The 21,780-nt window shown below is 37.5% G+C and carries 22 protein-coding genes, 2 tRNA genes and 1 pseudogene; 9 read left to right on the top strand and 16 right to left on the bottom strand.

Annotation, left to right across the window (positions count from 1 at the left end):
• The first annotated feature begins 98 nt into the window (after nucleotides 1-98).
• Together AC3ITD_RS17310 and feoB are read left to right on the top strand one after the other, a co-directional pair.
• Entirely contained in the window at nucleotides 99-314 is a 216-nt protein-coding gene (locus AC3ITD_RS17310; protein WP_010600239.1) for a FeoA family protein, read from the top strand.
• Nucleotides 315-324: 10 nt separating this feature from the next.
• Nucleotides 325-2,433, top strand: a complete 2,109-nt coding sequence (gene feoB, locus AC3ITD_RS17315; protein ID WP_489361594.1) for a ferrous iron transport protein B — start codon at nucleotides 325-327, stop codon at nucleotides 2,431-2,433.
• 251 nt (nucleotides 2,434-2,684) lie between these two features.
• Here feoB and AC3ITD_RS17320 read toward each other — a convergent pair whose 3' ends face one another.
• Nucleotides 2,685-3,161, bottom strand: a complete 477-nt coding sequence (locus AC3ITD_RS17320) for an Lrp/AsnC ligand binding domain-containing protein (protein WP_056848148.1) — start codon at nucleotides 3,159-3,161, stop codon at nucleotides 2,685-2,687.
• 156 nt (nucleotides 3,162-3,317) lie between these two features.
• Between AC3ITD_RS17320 and AC3ITD_RS17325 the strand changes: the two genes are divergently transcribed.
• The 3 genes from AC3ITD_RS17325 to AC3ITD_RS17335 all read left to right on the top strand — a co-directional run bounded on the left by AC3ITD_RS17325 (nucleotide 3,318) and on the right by AC3ITD_RS17335 (nucleotide 4,851).
• Nucleotides 3,318-3,425 (top strand) — tRNA-Asp (locus AC3ITD_RS17325).
• A gap of 68 nt (nucleotides 3,426-3,493) precedes the next feature.
• Nucleotides 3,494-3,637: transfer RNA gene (locus tag AC3ITD_RS17330), tRNA-Asp, on the top strand.
• Nucleotides 3,638-3,810: 173 nt separating this feature from the next.
• The gene (locus tag AC3ITD_RS17335; RefSeq protein WP_489361597.1) at nucleotides 3,811-4,851 is read left to right on the top strand and encodes a LacI family DNA-binding transcriptional regulator; all 1,041 of its coding nucleotides are present in this window, start codon (nucleotides 3,811-3,813) and stop codon (nucleotides 4,849-4,851) included.
• Nucleotides 4,852-4,890: 39 nt separating this feature from the next.
• Here AC3ITD_RS17335 and frr read toward each other — a convergent pair whose 3' ends face one another.
• The 8 genes and pseudogenes from frr to rplM form a co-directional block, all read right to left on the bottom strand.
• Nucleotides 4,891-5,454, bottom strand: coding sequence for a ribosome recycling factor (frr, locus tag AC3ITD_RS17340; RefSeq protein ID WP_489361599.1), 564 nt, complete (start codon nucleotides 5,452-5,454; stop codon nucleotides 4,891-4,893).
• 36 nt (nucleotides 5,455-5,490) lie between these two features.
• Nucleotides 5,491-6,195, bottom strand: coding sequence for a UMP kinase (gene pyrH / locus AC3ITD_RS17345; protein ID WP_265799678.1), 705 nt, complete (start codon nucleotides 6,193-6,195; stop codon nucleotides 5,491-5,493).
• 64 nt (nucleotides 6,196-6,259) lie between these two features.
• A complete protein-coding gene (nagA, locus tag AC3ITD_RS17350; protein ID WP_489361601.1) occupies nucleotides 6,260-7,351 on the bottom strand; it encodes an N-acetylglucosamine-6-phosphate deacetylase in 1,092 nt (363 codons plus the stop codon).
• A 224-nt stretch (nucleotides 7,352-7,575) separates the two neighbouring features.
• Nucleotides 7,576-7,950 (bottom strand): annotated as a pseudogene (locus AC3ITD_RS17355) (transposase).
• A 695-nt stretch (nucleotides 7,951-8,645) separates the two neighbouring features.
• A complete protein-coding gene (tsf, locus tag AC3ITD_RS17360; protein ID WP_265799676.1) occupies nucleotides 8,646-9,491 on the bottom strand; it encodes a translation elongation factor Ts in 846 nt (281 codons plus the stop codon).
• Between the two features lie 96 nt (nucleotides 9,492-9,587).
• Complete coding sequence (gene rpsB / locus AC3ITD_RS17365; RefSeq protein WP_056848141.1) at nucleotides 9,588-10,448, bottom strand: 30S ribosomal protein S2; 861 nt, start codon at nucleotides 10,446-10,448, stop codon at nucleotides 9,588-9,590.
• A gap of 18 nt (nucleotides 10,449-10,466) precedes the next feature.
• Nucleotides 10,467-10,853: a 30S ribosomal protein S9 gene (gene rpsI / locus AC3ITD_RS17370; RefSeq protein WP_055913282.1), complete on the bottom strand. Its 387-nt coding sequence runs from the start codon at nucleotides 10,851-10,853 to the stop codon at nucleotides 10,467-10,469.
• A gap of 3 nt (nucleotides 10,854-10,856) precedes the next feature.
• Entirely contained in the window at nucleotides 10,857-11,300 is a 444-nt protein-coding gene (gene rplM / locus AC3ITD_RS17375) for a 50S ribosomal protein L13 (RefSeq protein ID WP_010602007.1), read from the bottom strand.
• Nucleotides 11,301-11,391: 91 nt separating this feature from the next.
• On the opposite strand from rplM, the gene AC3ITD_RS17380 reads away from it, so the two are divergent.
• Nucleotides 11,392-11,571 (top strand): hypothetical protein, encoded by a 180-nt coding sequence (locus tag AC3ITD_RS17380; protein ID WP_489361605.1) that lies wholly within the window; start codon nucleotides 11,392-11,394, stop codon nucleotides 11,569-11,571.
• Nucleotides 11,572-12,178: 607 nt separating this feature from the next.
• Here AC3ITD_RS17380 and AC3ITD_RS17385 read toward each other — a convergent pair.
• The 5 genes from AC3ITD_RS17385 to AC3ITD_RS17405 all read right to left on the bottom strand — a co-directional run bounded on the left by AC3ITD_RS17385 (nucleotide 12,179) and on the right by AC3ITD_RS17405 (nucleotide 14,715).
• Entirely contained in the window at nucleotides 12,179-12,397 is a 219-nt protein-coding gene (locus tag AC3ITD_RS17385; protein ID WP_489361607.1) for a hypothetical protein, read from the bottom strand.
• Nucleotides 12,398-12,405: 8 nt separating this feature from the next.
• Nucleotides 12,406-12,864 (bottom strand): hypothetical protein, encoded by a 459-nt coding sequence (locus AC3ITD_RS17390; protein WP_265799673.1) that lies wholly within the window; start codon nucleotides 12,862-12,864, stop codon nucleotides 12,406-12,408.
• Nucleotides 12,865-12,959: 95 nt separating this feature from the next.
• Nucleotides 12,960-13,568, bottom strand: a complete 609-nt coding sequence (locus AC3ITD_RS17395; RefSeq protein WP_489361610.1) for a superoxide dismutase — start codon at nucleotides 13,566-13,568, stop codon at nucleotides 12,960-12,962.
• A gap of 182 nt (nucleotides 13,569-13,750) precedes the next feature.
• Nucleotides 13,751-14,218 (bottom strand): nucleoside deaminase, encoded by a 468-nt coding sequence (locus AC3ITD_RS17400; protein WP_489361612.1) that lies wholly within the window; start codon nucleotides 14,216-14,218, stop codon nucleotides 13,751-13,753.
• 161 nt (nucleotides 14,219-14,379) lie between these two features.
• On the bottom strand, nucleotides 14,380-14,715 hold the full coding sequence (locus tag AC3ITD_RS17405) for a tRNA-binding protein (protein ID WP_489361614.1): 336 nt from the start codon (nucleotides 14,713-14,715) through the stop codon (nucleotides 14,380-14,382).
• A gap of 236 nt (nucleotides 14,716-14,951) precedes the next feature.
• Here AC3ITD_RS17405 and AC3ITD_RS17410 point away from each other — a divergent pair, with 236 nt between their 5' ends.
• The 3 genes from AC3ITD_RS17410 (at nucleotide 14,952) to AC3ITD_RS17420 (ending at nucleotide 19,564) form a co-directional block, all read left to right on the top strand.
• The gene (locus tag AC3ITD_RS17410; protein WP_489361616.1) at nucleotides 14,952-16,430 is read left to right on the top strand and encodes a xylulokinase; all 1,479 of its coding nucleotides are present in this window, start codon (nucleotides 14,952-14,954) and stop codon (nucleotides 16,428-16,430) included.
• Between the two features lie 20 nt (nucleotides 16,431-16,450).
• Nucleotides 16,451-17,782 carry a xylose isomerase gene (xylA, locus tag AC3ITD_RS17415; RefSeq protein ID WP_489361618.1) on the top strand — a complete coding sequence of 444 codons (1,332 nt, stop codon included), beginning with the start codon at nucleotides 16,451-16,453 and terminating at the stop codon, nucleotides 17,780-17,782.
• Between the two features lie 114 nt (nucleotides 17,783-17,896).
• Nucleotides 17,897-19,564, top strand: coding sequence for a sodium/sugar symporter (locus AC3ITD_RS17420; protein WP_489361620.1), 1,668 nt, complete (start codon nucleotides 17,897-17,899; stop codon nucleotides 19,562-19,564).
• 549 nt (nucleotides 19,565-20,113) lie between these two features.
• On the opposite strand, the gene AC3ITD_RS17425 is transcribed toward AC3ITD_RS17420, so the two are convergent.
• Both AC3ITD_RS17425 and AC3ITD_RS17430 read right to left on the bottom strand, forming a co-directional pair.
• Nucleotides 20,114-20,497: a hypothetical protein gene (locus AC3ITD_RS17425; protein WP_265799666.1), complete on the bottom strand. Its 384-nt coding sequence runs from the start codon at nucleotides 20,495-20,497 to the stop codon at nucleotides 20,114-20,116.
• A 1-nt stretch (nucleotide 20,498) separates the two neighbouring features.
• A complete protein-coding gene (locus AC3ITD_RS17430) occupies nucleotides 20,499-21,725 on the bottom strand; it encodes an FtsX-like permease family protein (protein WP_489361622.1) in 1,227 nt (408 codons plus the stop codon).
• Between the last annotated feature and the right edge of the window lie 55 nt (nucleotides 21,726-21,780).

The raw sequence follows: 21,780 nt of genomic DNA on the forward strand, positions 1-21,780 counted from the left end.
CTTGCGCCTCATTCAGCAAATGAATAACCTAAGAGTAAAGGGATGATAGAGATCAAGAACTCAGAAGGTACGAAATACGAGTAAACAAAGATCATAAAATGAAACTTTCCAATCTAAAAGTAGGCGAAAAGGGCACCATCATTTCATTTACAGATCTTGATTTATCTGTTAAATTAATGGAAATGGGTTGCTTGCCTGGCGAGGTGGTAGAAGTAGAACGTTTTGCTCCGCTCGGCGATCCGATGGCTATTCGAGTTGCTGGATATCAGTTATGTTTGCGCAAAAGCGAAGCTGATGTTATTATCATTCAATAAATAAGCTGGTTTGGATATTAAAGTTGCATTAGTTGGTAATCCCAATACAGGTAAATCTACACTCTTTAACCGTTTAACGGGGTTAAATCAAAAAATCGGAAACTTCCCAGGCATTACTGTTGATAAAAAAACAGGATTTATGAAAATGCTTGATGGCAAACAGGCCGAAATTATCGATTTGCCTGGAACCTATAGCTTATATCCGAAAAGCAGCGATGAAAGCATCGTTTTTCAGGTACTGGCCGACAGAGAAAACAGTAGTCATCCGGACGTTATTGTGCTTATCGCTGACTCCTCAAACCTAAAACGCAACATGCTTTTGTACTCGCAGGTGGCCGATTTGGGTATTCCAATAGTCCTGGCGTTGAACATGATTGATCTTGCCGAAAAACAAGGCATCAGTATTGATCTAAATAAACTTTCAGAAAAATTAGGCATCCAGGTAGTATCCATTTCTGCAAGGAATAATATTGGTATCGACCGTTTGAAACAAGCCATCGCCAATACCACTAAAATTGCCACACAATTTCAGGATGTTGATGTGAATAGTTTAGCGCCTGCCGCAATTGATGCCATAAAATCCAAATTGAATTCTGATAACGATTACTATGCCTTACAGGTGTTGCATCAACACGAATATTTAACTTTCTTCAGCCCTCAAGAACAAGAAGAAATTGAACATATAGAACAATCGCACCATTTCGAATCGTCGAAAATCCAGGCAGCAGAAACGGTTGTTCGCTACCAACATTTAAGTAAAATTCTATCAGGTGTAGTAACAGATAGCGGCAGGGCGCAAAAATTCTCTTTTAGCGATAAACTCGATGCAATTTTAACACACAAAGTTTGGGGTTTTGCTATTTTTCTACTGATCCTCTTTGTAATTTTTAACGCCATATTTGCATGGTCGGCCTACCCGATGGATTGGATTGAAAGCGGTTTTGGTTTCATTACTGAACTTGGTCACAAATATCTACCAGCAGGCATGCTTACCGATTTAGTGCTCGATGGAATTATTGCTGGTTTAGGGGGAATATTCGTATTCATACCTCAAATTGCTATTCTATTTGCCTTTATTTCCATTTTAGAAGATACAGGCTACATGGCTCGTGTTACTTTCATGATGGATAAAATCATGAGCAAAGTGGGTTTAAATGGTAAATCTGTAGTTCCAATGATAGGTGGCTTGGCCTGCGCTGTGCCTTCCATTATGGCCGCTCGAAATATCGAAAACTGGAAAGACAGAATGATTACCATTATGGTTACGCCATTGGTAAGTTGCTCCGCAAGGTTACCAGTGTACATTCTAATTATCTCATTAATTATCCCCTCAGAGAACGTGTTAGGCATCTTCAACATGCAGGGTTTAGCGCTAATGATCATGTATTTGGTAGGTATCATTGCAGCGGTATTGGTTGCCTGGGTAATGAAAATTATCATTAAAACGAAAGAGCGGTCCTACTTCATCATGGAACTGCCCATTTACCGAATGCCAAGGTGGAAAAACGTTTTCTATACCATGTATGAGAAGTCGAAAACCTTTGTAATAGAAGCCGGGAAAGTGATTATTGCAATTTCTATTATCCTTTGGGTAATGGCGACATTTGGCCCCGGAGATCGTTTTGAAAATATTGATAAAAAATATGAAGCAGCACTTGCAGATACGACTAACAACACAACCCATATTGAAACATTAATCGCAACAGAAAAGCTCGAAAATTCTTATGTGGGCATTCTTGGGCATTGGATTGAACCTGCCATTCGTCCACTCGGTTACGATTGGAAAATCGGCATTGGGCTAATTACATCGTTTGCCGCCCGCGAAGCTTTTGTAGGTACTATGGCTACCATTTATAGCGTTGACGGTGGAGATGAAGATACCTCTACTATCCGAAAACGCATGGCCGCATCAAAAAATACACGAACCAATTTGCCGGTTTATACGTTTGCAACTGGCGTTTCGCTGATGTTATTTTACGCTTTCGCAATGCAATGCATGAGTACCGTGGCAATTGTTTACCGCGAAACCAAGGGTTGGAAATGGCCTATCATTCAGCTGGTTTATATGACAGTCATGGCCTATTTCGCTGCATTAATTGCTTATCAGCTGTTAAAGTAGGTTATTTTTTTCTCGGATCTCCAACCTGACCGAAATCGAAGGCCGCATTATAAATATGATTATTAAGATTAGAAGAGGAAATTTCTGCATATACTATAATTTGTTCCCGTTTTACGTTTTACTTCTGCAGAAGAAATTCAAGATTAGTGTTCACTGCATCAGGTCCAAGTGGCTTACAATCAGCAAATCGTTACTTTTGGCTTGCTTATCCTCGGTCATTTAAAACCTACAACCCCTATAACTTAAAACCTTTATCCTAGCTCAATCTGTCTTTTAATGCTTTCTTCCAAAGAAATTAGGGTTTCTGTCCGTTGAATTCCATTAACAGCCTGAATTTCTTCATTAAGCACATGGCGCAAATGGTTTGTATCCCTACAAATAATTTTTGCGAACATACTATAAGATCCAGTCGTATAATGTAACTCTACCACCTCCTTAATTTTACTTAATTGAGCAACAGCATCTTTGTATTGTATTCCCTTCTCCAGGTAAATTCCTAAAAAAGCACAAATGTCGTAGCCTGCCTTCTGTGGATCTATAATCAGGTGAGAGCCTTTTATAATGCCCATCTCCTGTAATTTTTTCATTCTAACATGTATTGTACCGCCAGATACGATTAAATCCTTCGCAATTTCCGTATAAGGTTTCGTCGCATCTTGCATTAACTGTTTTAATATATCAATATCAAGGTTGTCAATTTCTAAATTGGAATTGTCTTTTTTAAGCATATTTTTGAATTATGATAAGCGAATTTATAAAAATTTATCAATATTATAAAAATAAAATTAAATGTTTAAAATATTTGCAAGGTATTTAGAGTTCTTTTACATTTGTATCAAGCAATTAACAAAAAGGGAACGTTCTTTCACAATTGCTGAACATAATGTAGGGTGGTGAAACAGGCAGACACACCTCCTTGTCTCGGTGGCGGAGATCATGGAAAACCAGCAATGGCTAACCACTCCTTGAAGGTTCGATTCCTTCCCCTACAGCGACTTAGTCCAAGTCCCTAGTCAGTAGTCTTTAGACTCCTTACTTCGACTTTAGACTAATGACTAAATGTTGGGTGGTGAAATTGGCAGACACGCCTCCTTGTCTCGGTGGTGGGGAATAATGGGATAAACGCAGTTTATTGGGTTGACCACAATTAATTTTTTGAACTGTAGCTAACTACCCCTTGAAGGTTCGACTCCTTCCCCAACAGCATTTTTTATGAATAATAAGTTAGTTAATCGAGCAATCCTGGATAGGTTGCTCTTTTTTTTTTACTGTTTAGGTCGAAGTCGCCTTTATCCTTAGTCGGTGCCAATATTAATATGGAGTTAATATTCAAATATTTCCTATATTTCGATCTATTGTAAGTGTTATACCACATTAATGAAAAAGAAAATCCAAATAAAAGATATAGCAAACGAATTAAATATATCTATCACTACCGTTTCTTTCGTGATAAATGGCAAAGCTCAAGAAAAAAATATAAGCAAGGCAGTTACCAAAAAGGTACTTGATTTGGTTGAAAAATGGGGTTACCAGCCCAATACCCTAGCAAAGAGCCTGCGTACTGGAAAAACAAATGTAATTGGCTTTCTTGTAGACGATATTTCTGAACCTTTTTTTTCCCGTATAGCGCATCATTTAGATCAGAAAGCCTCAGAAAATGGATACAAAATTCTTTTCAGCAGTACCCACAATAGTCATGAAAAGGCTATCGAATTACTCCAGATATTTCGTGACCGGCACGTGGATGGGTACATTATGGCTTTGCCAGAAGGATTTGAAGCGGAAACTAAAAAACTAATTGAAACCAATACACCGGTAGTACTTTTTGATCGATATGTACCTGAACTTCAAACCGATTACGTGGTGATAGATAATGCGGGGGCAACCTTTAACGCCACACACTACCTAATCAATAACGGTTATCAGAATATAGGCTTTGTAACACTCGAAACAGATTTACAACAAATGGTTGATCGGTTAGCGGGTTATGAAAAAGCCATGAAGGATCACCAACTTCCTACTACTATTAAAAAGGTCAAATATGACCGTTCTGATTTAACTTCGATAGAACAAATGACAACATTTTTTTCTTCGGAAAAGCAACTTGATGCGGTAATTTTCTCTGCCAATTACATTTGCCTCGATGGTTTGCGAACGCTGAAACAAATGGGAATATCACCTTCATCAAAACCTGCTTTGCTATCTTTTGATGATTTTGAGCTACTCGAATTTTATACGCCATCTATAACTGCAGTTGCGCAGCCGGTACGGGAAATTGCTGAAAACCTGATGAAGATAATGCTTTTAAAACTAGAGTCGAAAGAACAGGAATCAGCTTTCAAGCAAGTTGTGTTATCCACCAAATTAATCGAACGAGAATCTACCCTTCCAAAAAAGCAGCATAAAAAAAGGGAATAAGTTATACCTTATTCCCTTTTTATTTTTTTGATTGATGACCTAAACGGTCATTACATCTTTTTCCTTTGCTTCTGCATGCTTATCAACTTTAACGATATAAGCATCAGTTAATTTTTGTACTTCGGCCTCACCTGTCTTTATTTCATCGTCAGATACACCTTCTCCTTTTAGCTTTTGTATTTTGGTATTGGCATCTTTGCGGATGTTACGAACGGTAATGCGTCCACGTTCTGCCTCTTCCTTTACTTTTTTAACCAAGTCTTTTCTGCGTTCTTCAGTTAATGGCGGTACAACTAAACGAATTATAATACCATCATTTTGAGGGTTGATACCAATGTTTGCTACCTGAATAGCTTTTTCTATTGGCACTAATAACGATTTTTCCCAAGGCTGAATTACAATCGTTCTGGCATCCGGCGTGTTGATGCTAGATACTTGAGACAAGGCGGTAGAAGCACCATAGTAATCTACAAAAATACCATCAAGCATTCCTGCAGAAGCCTTACCAGCTCTAATTTTAGTTAATTCTGATTCGCAATGATCGATAGCCTTATCCATAGAAGATTGGGCATCCATTAATTGCAATTGTATGAGTTCGTTCATAATATGTGTATTTCTACAAAAATAATAATTTAAGCTTTATTTCACCAAAGTACCAATTGGTTCGCCATTAGCAATTTTCATGAAATTACCATGTTTATTCATATCAAACACAATAATAGGAACCTGGTTTTCTTCACATAAAGTAAAAGCAGTCATATCCATTACGTTTAAACCTTTTGCATATACTTCTTTAAATGATATTTCATCGTATTTAGTCGCTAACGGATCCTTTTCAGGATCTGCAGTATAAATACCATCAACACGTGTTCCCTTCAATACTGCATCTGCTTTAATTTCAATGGCCCTTAACGCGGCGGCAGAATCGGTAGTGAAGTATGGATTTCCTGTTCCAGCTCCAAAAATAACAACTCGGCCTTTCTCTAAGTGGCGCACCGCTCTACGGCGGATAAACGGCTCACAAATTTGTTCCATTTTAATGGCCGTAAGTAAGCGGGTTTTTATACCAACTTTTTCCAACGCATCTTGTAATGCCATAGAGTTAATTACAGTAGCTAGCATGCCCATATAATCCGCCTGAGCTCTGTCCATCCCACTTTTTTCGGCACTTAATCCTCTAAAAATATTACCTCCACCAATAACGATTGCAATTTCCAGACCTTTGTCGTGTACTGCTTTAATATCTTCAGCATATTGTTTAACACGTTCATTATCAATACCGTATTGTTTTTCGCCCATTAGTGATTCACCGCTAAGCTTTAGTAGGATGCGTTTGTATTTCATGACTTCAAAAATATCAACAATTTTTTAATACCGAGCTATTGTTTCTAACAATTGATGTAATTATTTAGATTGAAACTTCTTCTCCATGGAAAAATACTTGCTTCAGGTTCAAATCATTGTCAATAATAACCAGATTTGCATCCCCACCACTCACTATTTTGCCAGTCAGGTTTTCAATTCCAATCAACTTTGCCGGATAAACTGTAGCCATATTTATCGCCTCGCTTAAGGCAATATCACAGTATTCAACACAATTTTTCAACGCTTGCAACATGGTTAGTGATGATCCCGAAAGTGTTCCATCTGGCATAACATATTTTTCACCTCTTTTAATATGCTGATACGGCCCTGTGTTACATTCTGTTACCGCATCAGTAATTAAGAACAATCTTTCTTTAAGTAGCGTCTTGGCAAATTTTACGATCTCGAAATCTACATGCTGCCCATCCACAATAATGCTAGACATAGCCCTATTGTGGTTGAACAATGCCGTTGGTATGCCAGGTTCACGATGATGGATAGGGCTCATTGCATTGAATAAGTGCGTAGTAGTGTGCATGCCCATATTGTACGCGGCGCTAGCTTGTTCAAAAGTAGCGTTGCTATGGCCTAGGGAAACTACTACACCATTATCAATCAAATAACTAATTACCTTTTCGTCATTGCATTCTGGCGCGATAGTCATCATCTTAATTACACCATCTCCAAAATCCAATAATTCTTTAATCTCGTCTAAGGTAGCTTTCCGTACGAACTCAGGAACATGTGCGCCCAAACGCTTTGGATTTAAAAATGGACCTTCTAAATGTAAGCCTAAAAGATTTCTGGCTGATGAACGATATTCTTTTGCTGTCGCGATACATGCATGAAATACCTCTGCGGTATTGGTAGCCATACAAGCCAAGAAACCTGTGGTGCCTTTTTTGAGCAAATCGTCTTCCATTACCCGAAGTGCTTCTACTGTGGGCTCTGCTGAAAACAGTTTCCCTCCGGCGCCATAGATTTGAAGGTCGATTAAGCCGGGAACAAGAAATTCTGTTTCGGAATCTTCTTCCGATGCTTCAATTGAAATGATTTTACCTTGATCGATTTTAATGCTTTTCCTTTCTTGCAGAACACCATCATCGAAAAATTTAGCATTTGGTATATGGAACATAAGATTTGCTTTTTACTGGCCTAAGTTACTAACCTGAGTTCGATTATTATTAAAAAGCATACAACTGATTAGTTTTTACAGTTTCATATTTGATACAAGGCTTCTTTGGGAAGATGCTATATGCAGCCAATCCTGCCATCATATTAATGATAAAATTAATGAAAGGACGATCTCTAGAGTGTTCAATTTGACAATATTTTTAACTTCATCGTTAACCGTTTGGATTACTTATCTTTTTCGTAGCATGATCTTGTCTTTATACTTATCAGGCTATTTTCCAATTTATTGCGGATCCCTTTCACCAATTGAAGGCCATCAGTAAAGAGGGTCTCGAACAAATTTTTAGAGATATATCCCTTGTATCCAATTAGCTTTCCAAATATTTTTTGAGAACCCCTTCTCTCTTTAAGGCTCTCTATCATCTCTATTTCCTTGACTGATAAGAAAGTTAAGAATTTCTCCTCTATCATTTATAAGTAGCTGGAGTTGAACCCATAGAACCATCCCATGGTTGATTTTCCAACTTCAGCGATGCCTTTGAAAACCTTGTTTGCTTTTATACGTTGTTTCTTACAAACTCTTATCGGTGTAGAATCCACGAAAGAAATTCCTGTACAATAACCCAGAACAACAGGTTTTTAAGAAGATTGTCAAAGGCATGATTACACTTTGGTTACGTTCAACAAAGCGGTTATAAGACACTTTTTTTGAGAAACCATCCTACCTATGCTTCTGGACGTAGAAAATATAATAATGCTTGAAGCATTTAAAGTCGCTAATCTGAAATAAAAGAAGAATGTTGACGATCTCGCTATCAGATATCGTGACGGGCCTCGTGAAAGCTTGCCTAAAATGATGTTTTAATCATTTTTTCAAAGTTCTGGCAAAACTCATGAACAATGCAGAAAAATCGGTAACGTTATTTTATGTAATGCTTTATTTCGTTAAGTATACTTAAATATACGAAATATCGCTTTAACATCTTTTATATCAATTAATTATCGAACTCAAGTTACTAATTTGAAACCTAATTTCGCCTTTTGAGTACTCACCTTTGCTTATAAATGCGATAGTGTGGAAATACTTTTTGTTTCGTGGTCCCACTAGATTCATGTGCGGTTCCTGCTTACCGCGGCGGTAGGTATTGACAATATTATAAAGTAAAAACAAATCAAAAAATTGAAACAATGACAAGGCTAAAGCTACACAAGAGCATCAAGTTGTTATTTTCGAAAAAAATGGTCAAAAAAAATCCCGATTTTCATCGGGACTTCTCAATATTGTTTACAAATGCTTATGCACCTAACTGAACGCGTTTGAAAGCGGTTACCGTTAATCCTTTAGCCGTATTGTCTAAGAATTTACGAACATCCATTGAACCGTCTTTAACAAACTCTTGGTTTAATAAAGTACTATCTTTGTAGAATTTGTTCAATTTACCGGCAGCGATTTTCTCAACCATTTCTTCTGGTTTACCTTCTTGACGAATAACGTCTTTAGCTATTTCAATTTCACGTTCGATAGTAGCAGGATCTACACCGTCTTTATCAACAGCAACTGGGTTCATTGCAGCAATCTGCATTGCAACATCTTTACCAGCGTCAGTAATATCAACACCATTAGCACCTTGGAATACTACCAAAACACCCATTTTACCGTTAGAGTGAATATAAGAAACGATTTTCTCGCCAGTTACGTTTGCATACTCTTGAATAACGATTTTCTCGCCAATTTTACCAGTTAATTCAGTAATAGTTTCGGCAACTGTACGTCCATCTTCTAATTTAATTGCCTCTAACTCTTCTGCAGTAGCAGGATTGTTAGCAACCGCTGCAGCTAAAACAGCCTGAGCAAGATTACGGAAATCTTCAACTTTAGAAACTGGTTCAGTTTCACAAGCTAAAGCAACTAATTTACCATTTGTACCATCTGCTGAAACAGCGATTGATACCAGACCTTCAGATGTAGCATTACCAGAACGAGCGGCAGATACTTTTTGACCTTTTTTACGCAATAAATCAACAGCTGCTTCGAAATCGCCATTAGCTTCTACTAAAGCTTTTTTGCAATCCATCATACCAGCGCCAGTTTGTTGGCGTAGTTTATTTACATCAGCGGCAGTAATTTGTACTGTAGACATGTTTAAAAATTTTATAAGTTCCTTAAAATGTTAAAAGTTACAGGTTACAGGTTGCGGGCTTTACCTACAACTTATAACCTATAACTTATAACTTAATTATTCTTCTGTTTTAGTTTCTTCTGATGAAGGCGCTTCAGTTTCTGCTTCAGCCGTTACCTTTTTAGTAGTTGGTCTTTTTTCACCAGCTGCTCTAGGTTCTTTGGCTTCGGGAGCATCAGCTGCAACTTTCGCTGCTACTGCTTCTTTCTCAGCTTCATCATCTTTTTCGCGTTTGCGCTCATCTAAACCTTCTTCAATAGCTTTGATAATTACATCAGTGATTAAAGAGATTGATTTCGTAGCATCATCATTCGCTGGAATTGGGAAATCGATGTTAGAAGGATCAGAGTTTGTATCAACCATCGCAAAAGTTGGGATGTTTAATTTTAATGCTTCAGTTACCGCAATGTGTTCTTTCTTAACATCAATTAAGAATAAAGCTGCAGGTAAACGGTTTAAATCAGCAATACCACCTAAAAGTGATTCTAATTTAATACGCTCACGTTGAATCATCAAACGCTCTTTTTTAGAAAGAATCGAATAAGTACCGTCTTTAGTCATTTTATCGATGGTAACCATCTTTTTAATTGACTTACGAACGGTAGCGAAGTTAGTTAACATACCACCTAACCAACGCTCGGTTACGAAAGGCATGTTCACTTTTTTAGCTTGCTCAGCTACGATTCCTTTTGCTTGTTTTTTTGTTGAAACAAATAATACTTTACGTCCTGATTTTACGATTTGTTTAATCGCAGCCGCAGCTTCTTCAGTTTTAGTTAAAGTTTTATTTAAATCTATAATGTGAATTCCGTTACGCTCCATGAAAATGTAAGGAGCCATTTTCGGATTCCATTTACGGGTAAGGTGACCAAAGTGTACACCTGCATCCAATAAGTCTTGATAAGTTGTTCTTGCCATTGTTCTTGCCTCTTGTGATTAACGTTTACTGAATTGGAATTTCTTACGAGCTTTAGCACGTCCTGGTTTTTTACGCTCAACCATACGCATATCACGCGTCATTAGGCCTTTAGCACGTAATGCAGGTTTTTTCTCCGCATCTAGTTCAACAATCGCTTTAGCAATAGCTAAACGAACAGCTTCTGCTTGTCCTTTTACTCCACCGCCTTGTACGTTTACAGTGATATCATAACGACCTGTAAGTTCAGAAACTTCTAAACTTTGGTTTACGATATATTGCAAAGGTAAAGTTGGGAAATAAACTTTGTGATCTTTACCGTTAACGGTAATTGCTCCAGCACCATCTTTTAAGTAGATACGTGCAACAGCTGTTTTTCTTCTTCCTGAAGTGTTAGTAACTGACATTTCTTAAAGTTTAATGGTTTTTGGAGATTGAGCTGCATGAGGGTGAGTTTCACCAGCATACACAAAAAGATTGGTGTAAAGTTTTTTACCCAATTTAGTTTTCGGTAACATACCACGTACCGCTTTCTCGATTACACGTTGAGGGTGTTTCGCCATTAACTCCTTAGGAGAAATAAAACGCTGACCACCTGGATAACCAGTATAAGAAACATATTGCTTTTCGCTGAATTTGTTTCCTGTCAATTTAACCTTGTCTGCATTGATAACAATAACATTATCTCCGCAGTCTACGTGTGGGGTGTACTCAGGCTTGTTTTTACCACGGATGATCATAGCGATCTTCGATGACAAGCGCCCCAAAATCTCGCCTTGTGCATCAACAACAATCCACTGTTTGTTAACAGTTTTCGCATTGGCAGAGACAGTTTTGTAACTTAACGTATTCACTTGCTTGTATTTAATTTATTAAACAATTTATTATTCCCATTAAATTTGGGACTGCAAAGATAGATAGAAAACTTTTATTATCAAATAGTTGATGATAAAAAGTTTGATGACTTATCGTCATTGCGAAGAGCGTAGCGATGTAGCAATCTTATTAGAAGATGAATTTGAAAGCAGAACCAATATTAATCAGCTGGATTCGGCCGGGCGTTGCGCTAAATCTTTTATTGGTAAAGTTACTAACTCTTACAAACGCCTTGCCGATCAGAGATAGGAATTGTCAAAAACCAACAAAAAGATGTCGCTCTATTCACTCCTTAACATACAAAGAAAACAAAAATGAAATTCTTCTTTACATTAGGGCATCTGATAAAAGTCTTGTATCATAACGTATGTTCAAGATCGAATTTATATCTTCATTAGGCAATAAAACCGAATTGCTAAACCGTAGTAGTTTTGACTTGCAATTCTTTCGCAAAAACATCTATTGGCAACAGGAAAAGAATTATTATCACTCTTACCGCAGCGATGAGCATATCAATTATTAGATTATTGATATTTGGATATATCCGATGAGGTTAATGGGCGAAACCTTAATGTTTGGTCCAAGTATATAGATTAATGACACTGCATGAGGAAAATTTAAACCTGCTTGTAAACTTTTCTTCGTATCGTCTTGAGAAAAAAGGTCGGTTTACTAAATTAATCACCGGCAAACAGAGAAGAAAGTTTGGGAAGCTCGACATGCAGATGTAGTGGTAGTTCAGGATCTACGGCAAATTGTGAAATATTTTGTAGAAGGAAATTTAGCACAACTTGATCCAATATTACCGAACGAACGAGAGTATCAATTCAACGAACACTAAAACCTTGAACTCCTTTTAATCTTTCCCAACATGATCTGCCAGCTTATAGCCAGCGCTATTCGGATTCTTATCCTCCAAAAAAACAAGAATAATTAAGGAAATGATTGGAATGAGGAAAGATATTGAAAACCAAAACCAGAAATTTCTCCCAGTTCGTTTGGCTAAAAAACCGGCTAGCAGTTGTGGCGACAACAATAAACCAAGTACAATTGTGCCTACTATAACTTCAGGCATGGCTTTCTTTATTGCTTCTGTGGATCAAGCGGTGGTGCAGACAGCAATCCTTTGATATCGCTTTCAACCTCTTCTTCGCCCTTTTTCTTTTTCTTCTTTTTATCTTTATTCGCTTTGCCGCTCAGGCGCTCTTCGATAACTTTATCGTATTCGGTTTGTTGTTCGCCTTTTAACACGTTACGGATATTTTTCGAGGTTTCGTTTTGTAGTTTATAGAATTTATCTACATCCTCATCTCTGGAGTTGCCAGCTTGTTGTCTTTTTATTAAATCTGCCTGTTCTTTAGCCTGATTATAGGTGAAGCGATAAATCACACTCTTTTGAGTATCATTCAGCTTCAATCTTTTATCCAAATCCTCCACATTTTTCTTCGCAATTTCATCTGGTGTTGGCATCTTATTCTGCTGTGCATTTGCTAAACCTGCCATCCCAATCACTAAAAGAAATAAAAATATAATCTTCTTCATTTTGAATATTTTACAGTGGCAAAGTTACTTATTTATCTTAAAACAAGAAAGTCCCGATTGAATCGAGACTTTCAAAATTTATTATAAATGGAAACTTATAAAGCTTTTTTATAAAGTTCAGCAACAGCATCCCAATTAACAGCATTCCAAATAGCCGCTAAATAATCTGGGCGTTTGTTTTGATATTTTAAATAGTAAGCGTGCTCCCAAACATCGATACCGAAAATTGGCGTACCTTTTACTTCAGCAACATCCATTAAAGGGTTATCTTGATTTGGTGTAGAGGAAACTTGAAGTTTTTTATCAGCACCAACTGATAACCAAGCCCAACCAGAACCGAAACGAGTTGCACCAGCGTCTTGCAATTTAGTTTTCAGTTCAGCAAACGAACCAAATGTATCGTTGATTGCTTTAGCTAAATCGCCAGTTGGCTCTCCACCTTTATTCGGGCCTAAAACTTTCCAAAACAAAGAGTGATTATAATGACCCCCGCCATTGTTTCTAACTGCTGCAGGATATTTTGAAATGTTTTTAACAATTTCTTCAATACTTAAACTAGCCTCAGGCTTACCTTCAACAGCTTTATTTAAGTTGGTAACATAAGCTTGATGATGTTTATCATGGTGAATTTCCATGGTAGTTTTATCAATATGCGGTTCTAATGCGTCGGTTGCGTACGGTAACGCAGGTAATTCAAAAGCCATAGTATTTATGTTTTAAGATTTTAAAATGTTTCTGTAGCAAATATAACATTAGTAGGTTAAGATTTGTTCATGTAAATATCATCAAATCGTTTTCCTTTCAATTTATGATGATAGAAATTGGAAGGATTTAAGCTTTGCAAAAGTTACCGGAATATCAAATTTACTAGACCCTAAATCTTTAGCTATCGTTTTTTAACAAAGAAATCCCTCATTAAAATTGCTGCCTCATCTGCCAGAACGCCACCTTTAAGTTCAGTTTTAGGATGCAGTAAATTTGCATTCTTTGAAATGAAACCACGCTTTTCTTCCCTGGCTCCGTATACGATTCTGCTGATTTGGGTCCAATAGCTTGCGCCAGCGCACATTACGCAAGGCTCGATGGTAACGTATAAAGTACAATCCCTAAGGTATTTCCCACCCAGGGTTTGAGCCGCTGATGTAAAAGCTTGCATTTCTGCATGCGCAGTTACATCATTAAACTTTTCGGTTAAATTATAACCTCGCCCAACGATTCGGTTTTTGCTCACTACAATTGCTCCAATCGGAATTTCATCTTCGGCCAACGCCTTTTTAGCTTCCTCCAAAGCCAGTTTCATATAGTGAATATCTTCTACTTCTGGATTGGTTTCTTCGAAATTATAAAAACTCATACGGCAAATATAGTTTATTCTTTATGTTGACATAAGGCCAACTTCCCCCGCAGATCTGGCAGAAAAAAATCGAAAATCTAGGTGAATCGCAATATGCATCAACTATCTGCGACAATCAGCGTTGTTTATGATCTTAGATCTGCAGGTAACTAATCACACGATTAAATCAGTTTACTGCCATTCGGGACCTTTCTATCAACAGATGTTAAAACAATGTCACCATTTTCATCAGCGAAACCAGTTACTAAAAATTCAGACATAAACTTGCCAATCTGTTTCTTTGGAAAATTTATAATTCCTACAATTTGCCTCCCTGGTAATTCAGCTAAGGTATAATGTTTAGTAATTTGTGCGCTACTGGTTTTTATGCCGATTTCTCCAAAATCTACTGTCAATTTATAGGCTGGCCTGCGTGCTTCTGGAAACTCAAGAGCTTCCAGTACCGTTCCAACTCTCAAATCGACCTTTTCAAAATCCTCCCAAGTGATTTGTTGCATAAGTTTCGTTCTTGTTTTAATCTGCTAATTTAATAAATACTACAAAATATTAGTTCGGATAAAAAAATAGAGCCAAATTCAAACGGTTGTAACAACTGTTATTAAATATGGGAACCTTTTCTGGGTACTTTGAAAATTGCTTTGTGCAGATTTTTGGAAATAATTTGCGAATTATAATTTAAGAACTATCTTTATGCAACCGTTTGCATAACCAGATATTAATTTAATCAAAACAAATGTATTTATTAGGTATTGATTTAGGCACTTCGTCTATAAAAGTTGCAGTTGTAGATGTGGCGAGTCAAAAATGTGTAGCAACAGCACAGTACCCTGAACAAGAAACGGAAATAAAATCCGTTAAACACGGGTGGGCTGAACAATCTCCATTAGATTGGTGGCACAATACGCAGCAAGCGATTTTAAAACTAAACGCAACCAAGTTGTTTGATCCTAAGAACATTGCAGCCATTGGCATCGCCTACCAAATGCATGGTTTAGTTGTGGTAGATCAAGATCAAAATGTTTTGCGTGATAGTATCATCTGGTGTGATAGCAGAGCGGTTGAAATTGGCGAAAAGGCTTTTGACAAAATAGGGCATGAAAAGGCTTTGAGTAGTTTGCTAAATTCTCCCGGAAATTTCACCGCGTCCAAACTAGCTTGGGTAAAAGAAAACGAACCTGGTATTTATCAAAAAATTGATAAAATAATGTTGCCAGGAGATTTCATTGCGATGAAACTAACTGGAGATATAACCACTAGCATATCAGCTTTATCAGAAGGGATTTTTTGGGATTTTCAGAAACATGAAATTTCAAAAGATGTGATCGATTGTTATGGATTAGAGGGCAGCATCATTCCAAAGGTAAATCAACTTTTTGCTTCTCACGGCCTTTTAAAGGAAGGCATTGCAAGGTTACTAGAACTAACACCCGGAATTCCTGTAGCTTATAAAGCTGGAGATCAGCCAAACAATGCGCTATCACTTAATGTGCTAAAACCTGGAGAAGTCGCGGCAACAGCCGGAACATCAGGTGTAATTTATGGCGTGAGCGATAGCTTAACCTATGACAAACAATCCCGTGTAAATACGTTTGCCCACGTAACCTATTCTTCGTTAGAAAAAAATACAGGCGTTTTGCTTTGTATTAATGGAACAGGCAGCATGTACCGCTGGGCGAAACACGCTTTTGCGCCACAATCAACTTATCAGGAATTAAACAGTCTGGCCAATCAGGCACCAATCGGGAGTAGGTGTTTAAAAGTTTTACCCTTCGGAAACGGCGCTGAACGTATGTTAAACAACAAATATACTGGTGCCCAACTCTTAGGTATCGATTTAAATACTCACAATCTATCCGATATTTTTAGGGCAGTTCAAGAAGGTATCGCTTTTTCTTTCAGGTATGGTCTGGATATCATGCGAGAGAACGGAATGACCCCAAAAGTAATCAGAGCAGGGCGGGCAAATCTTTTTTTAAGCGATGTTTTTGCACAAACCTTTGTTGATGTTACCGGAGTAGCCGTGGAACTTTACGAGAACGATGGTAGTGTTGGGGCGGCATTGGGAGCCGGCATCGGTGCGGGGATTTTCAAAACTGCAGAAGAAGCCTTCACCCACCACGAAGTGATTGAAACCTTGACCCCAAAAAATTCGGAAGAATACGAGCCCATTTATCAGGAATGGAAAGAAATATTAATTAAAGCATTAAAGTAGAATCACATAAAAAGATCACAATGACAAAAGTAGTAACAGGATCAAAAGAATTTTTCAAAGGCATCGATCAAATTCAGTTCGAAGGATTAGAAAGTGATAATCCATTAGCCTTTAGATGGTATGACGCAAATAAAATTGTGGCTGGCAAAACCATGAACGAGCACTTCAAATTTGCATGCGCCTACTGGCATTCGTTCAACGGAAATGGAGCTGACCCATTTGGTGGCGCAACACATGTATTCCCTTGGGATGAAAAAAGTGATCCTGTAGAAAGAGCTAAAGACAAAATGGATGCAGCGTTTGAGTTTATTACTAAAATGCAATTGCCTTACTATTGTTTCCACGATGTGGATGTGGTTGATTATGGTGACAATGTTGCGGAAAATGAGCGTAGGCTACAGGCTTTGGTTGAATATGCAAAACAAAAACAAGCAGATAGCGGCGTAAAATTACTGTGGGGAACAGCAAATTTGTTCAGCCACAAACGGTACATGAATGGCGCTTCAACCAATCCAGATTTTCATGTCTTGGCTCACGGCGCTGCACAAGTTAAAGCAGCTTTAGATGCTACAATTGCCTTGGGCGGTGAAAACTATGTTTTTTGGGGTGGTAGAGAAGGCTACATGAGCTTGCTGAACACTAATATGAAACGTGAGCAGGAACATTTGGCTAAGTTTTTACACACCGCAAAAGATTATGCTCGCAAACAAGGTTTTAAAGGAACTTTCTTCATCGAGCCTAAGCCATGCGAGCCGTCTAAACACCAATATGATTATGACGCTGCAACCGTTAAAGGCTTTTTGCAGGAATATGATTTGTTAAAAGATTTTAAATTAAACCTGGAGGTAAACCACGCTACTTTGGCTGGGCATACTTTTCAGCATGAGTTACAGGTTGCAGTAGATAATGGCTTATTGGGTTCTATCGATGCCAACCGTGGCGATTACCAAAATGGATGGGATACGGATCAATTCCCTAACGACATTAATGAGCTAACCGAATCGATGCTGGTTATTTTAGAAGGTGGCGGTTTACAGGGCGGAGGTGTTAACTTCGATGCTAAAATCCGTCGTAATTCTACTGATGCAAAAGATTTATTTTATGCACATGTTGGGGGAATGGATATTTTTGCCAGAGCCTTAATTACCGCTGATGCCATTCTTCAAAAATCAGATTATAAAAAAGTAAGAACAGATCGTTATGCTTCATTCGATAGTGGAAAAGGTGCAGAATTTGAACAAGGGAAGTTAAGTTTAGAAGATTTAAGAAACTATGCTGCCGAAAATGGAGAGCCTGAAGTACGCAGTGGCAAACAAGAATATCTTGAAAATTTGATCAACAGATATATATAAAATCTTGCGAATAGAAATAATAAATGTCTTAATAACATTTTTAAATCAAATAAATTGAAATTTAATTTATGATTTTATTACATTTAGCCTTCTAAACCAAATAACTTATCTTAAATGAAAGTAACAGATTACATTATTTTTCTAGCCTATTTTGCGGTTGTAGCAATTTATGGTTTCTGGATTTACCATCGTAAAAAGCAAGCTCAAATGAGCAGTAAGGATTATTTCCTTGCGGAAGGATCGCTTACATGGTGGGCCATTGGAACGTCGCTAATTGCCTCTAACATCAGTGCAGAGCAATTTGTGGCCATGAGTGGGGATGGATTTAAAATGGGGCTGGCCATTTCTACCTACGAGTGGATGGCTGCTGCAACGCTGGTTATTGTAGCAACATTTTTTATCCCGGTATATCTTAAAAACAAGATTTACACCATGCCGCAATTCTTAAGTCAGCGATACAATGGCACCGTTGCCATGATTATGGCGGTGTTTTGGTTGTTATTATATGTGGTAGTAAACTTAACTTCTATCCTTTATCTTGGCGCATTGGCCGTAAGTAGTATATCTGGTATAGGTTTCTGGTATTGTATGACAGGTTTAGCTGTCTTCGCTGTTATTATCGCTTTAGGTGGTATGAAGGTTATCGGTTATACCGATGTTATTCAAGTGGCATTTTTGATTTTTGGTGGTTTAGCTACAACCTATTTAGCACTAAATCTGGTTAGTGATCACTTTGGTGGCGATGGCGTTTTAGATGGTTTAGCATTTTTGAGAGAAAAAGCACCAGATCACTTCCATATGATTTTCAAAAAGGACAGTGCCAATTATGCTTCTTTACCGGGCATGACCGTATTGTTAGGTGGTATGTGGATTGTAAACCTAAACTATTGGGGTTGTAATCAGTATATCACTCAACGTGCTTTAGGTGCCGATTTAAAAACAGCAAGAGCAGGTATTCTGTTTGCCGCGTTTTTGAAGCTTCTGATGCCTTTAATCGTTGTTTTACCAGGTATAGCGGTGTATATGTTGTATCAGGAAAAAACAGGTATTGATGTAAATTCAATGATGCCTGGTGGCGAACTTCGCCCGGATAGAGCTTACCCGACGTTGCTGAATATTTTGCCTACAGGTTTAAAAGGATTATCATTTGCAGCATTAACGGCAGCAATTGTAGCTTCATTGGCTGGTAAAATTAATAGTATATCTACCATTTACACTCTAGATATTTTCAAGAAACACATTAAAAAAGAAGCTTCTGAAAAGACTTTGGTGAGAACAGGAAGAATGGTTGTGATTATTGCGATGGCTATTGCAGTAGCAATTTCTCCTTTCCTGGGTATTGATAAAAAAGGTGGATTTGAGTTTATTCAGGAATATACAGGTTTTGTAAGTCCCGGTATTTTCGCCATGTTTATTCTTGGTTTCTTCTGGAAAAAAACGACTTCAAACGCAGCATTGTTCGCTACTATTGGCGGTTTCGGTTTATCAGTTTTATTAAAATTTTTACCAGGAATGATGGATTTATCATTCTTGCATGATTTTGGTTTCTCTGTAGCAAATGCAGAAGGGGTTTACGAAATTCCTTTCCTCGATAGAATGGGTTTTGTGTTTGTGATCTGTATTGTAGTGATGTTTATCATTAGTATGATTGAAAACAAAAAAGGCGATAAATCAAATGGTTTAGAGATAGACAGCAGCATGTTTAAGGTGGATCCAGGATTTGCAGTTGGATCATTACTGGTTTGCGGAATATTAGTAGCGCTCTATTCTATATTCTGGTAGACGTGAATATTGATTTTTAGAACGGCCTTCTGGATAAACCAGAAGGCCGTTTTTGTTTAATTGAAATTGATAACTTTATATTGACTTGTGAACGATCAACGCTTTGGGTTTTGCGTTAACGATTGCAGCGATATCCCCCAACTTTTCACCAGAGGTATAGCGGACGGAAAGCGAGCTAAACGCCAAGATAAATTTTAATATCTATAAAAGTACCGGATTACTATGAGCCAATTATGGCTTAACCAGTGGTGAAGGAAACAGAAAAATTTATTGATTTTTTTGAAGGATGTATTTGATGCAGACATCAAGTTGATTGTACCAAGAGAAGATGGAACGGTGATGCATGCTGAGGCGGTAATAGAATAAGGGAACAATCATGTTCGCAAATGCGAATAAAAATTATCCATCATTCCCTGCGGGTATGTTTATTTTTTCTCCAAGAGCAATTACATTTATGATCAGGCGTCGCTTATGGAGCAAAATCAGTACAAGCACCCGACAGAAGAGAATATGGCTTAAGTGCAGGCTTTGAAGATAAATGGGAAAATATTATTGCCCACAAGGGCCATCAGGAATTTCCTTACTAATTTTAATCACCTTGGTAACTACCAAAGTAGAATCGAAATCTGCGGAAACTGTTGAGGTATCAGATTTTGCAATATATCCCTCTAGCTCCACATAAACAGGCTCGTAAGGTTTTTCGAAACCTAAGTTGCTGTAAGACAGCTCTAAATTTTTAACGCTATCTGTAACCCAATATTCTCTCCCATCTTCACAAAGGGTAAAGGATTTCATTTCAGGCCCAAAACTATATAGCCCTTTAACAATCTTCAATTTACTTTTTCCGCCCTCAGCCTTTTCCGTTCTATTACAAGCGGTAACCGCCACGCCAAGGAGCACAACAAATAAAAATGCTTGTTTAAATAATCTCATCCTATATATTTTGATTAATCTGATCTATCCTTTTAACACTAAGATTTGATGACAAAGCAGATGCCAAAAATGAAAAAGTGCCTACTGTGATAAATACTAAAATAAAGTCTTTCCATTTCAGTGCGATAGGATAGGAATTGACCAAAGTTCCTTCGCCCATTTTGATTAGACCAAATGTATGTTGAACATAATAAAAGCCGATACCAATTAAAAGACCAAATACACAGCCTGACATTGTGATCATCATTCCTTCCAATAAAAAGATACGTTTTATTAGTTTTTTACTTGCGCCTAAACTACTTAAAATAGCAATATCTTTTACTTTATCTATAACCAACATGGTTAGGGAGCCAACAATATTAAATATAGCAATTATTAAAATAAATGTTAAAATAATGTACACCATACTTTTTTCTGAATTGAAAATATGATGCAGAGAACTATTTTGTTCTGCCCTATTTTTTACCACAAAAGCAGTTCCGAGCCTTTCAGCAATCTGATCTTTATAACTATCTACATCAACATTCGGATTGAAATCAATCTCGATGGCAGAAACATTTTTACTTTCATCAAGTAGTTCTCTAGCAAAAGCAAGGGGAACAATAATGCCATTATCAAACTCTTGTTGTACCTCAAATACGCCACTTACGCGGATACTTTTAGCAATAAAATCATCCGTTGGGTTCAAAGAGTTCACCGAAATATCTTTCTTGGGCGAATAAATTTCCAATTCGGTAAAGGGGTCTAAAGTATTTACCGTCAAATAACTTTGTAATGCAGAACCCATTACACCATTGAAACCGCTTTTATTTTGAAGAACAAACCTACCTTCTTTAATGGTACTATCTAATTTCGTGTTTTTCAAATAATCGGCACTTACGCCTTTAACCAGCCCTACAGCCTGTTTATCATTATATTTTAAAAGCGCCTTCTCTTGTAACACCTCTGAGAAAGCATAAACATCTTTGCTTTTCTTCAATGCATTAAAATAAGTCGTATTCGGATCGAAGGTTTTTCCCTTGGCCGGTGTAATGGCTATTTGAGGCGTAATGGTATCAAACATACCCAGCACTACCGTTTCCAAACCATTAAAAACCGAAAGGATAATAATTAAAGCGGCGCTACCCACCATAACACCAACCATTGATATGCCCGATATCAGGTTAATGGCATTGGTAGACTTTTTCGCAAACAAGTAACGTTTGGCAATATATAGCGCTGTATTCACTTGGTAAAGATAGTTATTAAAAGATTGAAGGCTTAGAGAGTAAAGGAGACTATAA

Source organism: Pedobacter sp. KH_004 (assembly GCF_057840755.1).

Bases quoted from the DNA above. Each gene is read 5' to 3' on its own strand.
- AC3ITD_RS17390 (WP_265799673.1), bottom strand. From the start codon at position 12,864: ATGAAGAAGATTATATTTTTATTTCTTTTAGTGATTGGGATGGCAGGT.
- frr (WP_489361599.1), bottom strand. From the start codon at position 5,454: ATGAACGAACTCATACAATTGCAATTAATGGATGCCCAATCTTCTATG.
- AC3ITD_RS17335 (WP_489361597.1), top strand. From the start codon at position 3,811: ATGAAAAAGAAAATCCAAATAAAAGATATAGCAAACGAATTAAATATA.
- tsf (WP_265799676.1), bottom strand. From the start codon at position 9,491: ATGTCTACAGTACAAATTACTGCCGCTGATGTAAATAAACTACGCCAA.
- rpsB (WP_056848141.1), bottom strand. From the start codon at position 10,448: ATGGCAAGAACAACTTATCAAGACTTATTGGATGCAGGTGTACACTTT.
- xylA (WP_489361618.1), top strand. From the start codon at position 16,451: ATGACAAAAGTAGTAACAGGATCAAAAGAATTTTTCAAAGGCATCGAT.
- nagA (WP_489361601.1), bottom strand. From the start codon at position 7,351: ATGTTCCATATACCAAATGCTAAATTTTTCGATGATGGTGTTCTGCAA.
- AC3ITD_RS17425 (WP_265799666.1), bottom strand. From the start codon at position 20,497: ATGAGATTATTTAAACAAGCATTTTTATTTGTTGTGCTCCTTGGCGTG.
- AC3ITD_RS17320 (WP_056848148.1), bottom strand. From the start codon at position 3,161: ATGCTTAAAAAAGACAATTCCAATTTAGAAATTGACAACCTTGATATT.
- rpsI (WP_055913282.1), bottom strand. From the start codon at position 10,853: ATGTCAGTTACTAACACTTCAGGAAGAAGAAAAACAGCTGTTGCACGT.
- AC3ITD_RS17405 (WP_489361614.1), bottom strand. From the start codon at position 14,715: ATGCAACAAATCACTTGGGAGGATTTTGAAAAGGTCGATTTGAGAGTT.
- AC3ITD_RS17400 (WP_489361612.1), bottom strand. From the start codon at position 14,218: ATGAGTTTTTATAATTTCGAAGAAACCAATCCAGAAGTAGAAGATATT.
- AC3ITD_RS17385 (WP_489361607.1), bottom strand. From the start codon at position 12,397: ATGCCTGAAGTTATAGTAGGCACAATTGTACTTGGTTTATTGTTGTCG.
- AC3ITD_RS17310 (WP_010600239.1), top strand. From the start codon at position 99: ATGAAACTTTCCAATCTAAAAGTAGGCGAAAAGGGCACCATCATTTCA.
- AC3ITD_RS17380 (WP_489361605.1), top strand. From the start codon at position 11,392: ATGATAAAAAGTTTGATGACTTATCGTCATTGCGAAGAGCGTAGCGAT.
- AC3ITD_RS17395 (WP_489361610.1), bottom strand. From the start codon at position 13,568: ATGGCTTTTGAATTACCTGCGTTACCGTACGCAACCGACGCATTAGAA.
- pyrH (WP_265799678.1), bottom strand. From the start codon at position 6,195: ATGAAATACAAACGCATCCTACTAAAGCTTAGCGGTGAATCACTAATG.
- AC3ITD_RS17420 (WP_489361620.1), top strand. From the start codon at position 17,897: ATGAAAGTAACAGATTACATTATTTTTCTAGCCTATTTTGCGGTTGTA.
- AC3ITD_RS17410 (WP_489361616.1), top strand. From the start codon at position 14,952: ATGTATTTATTAGGTATTGATTTAGGCACTTCGTCTATAAAAGTTGCA.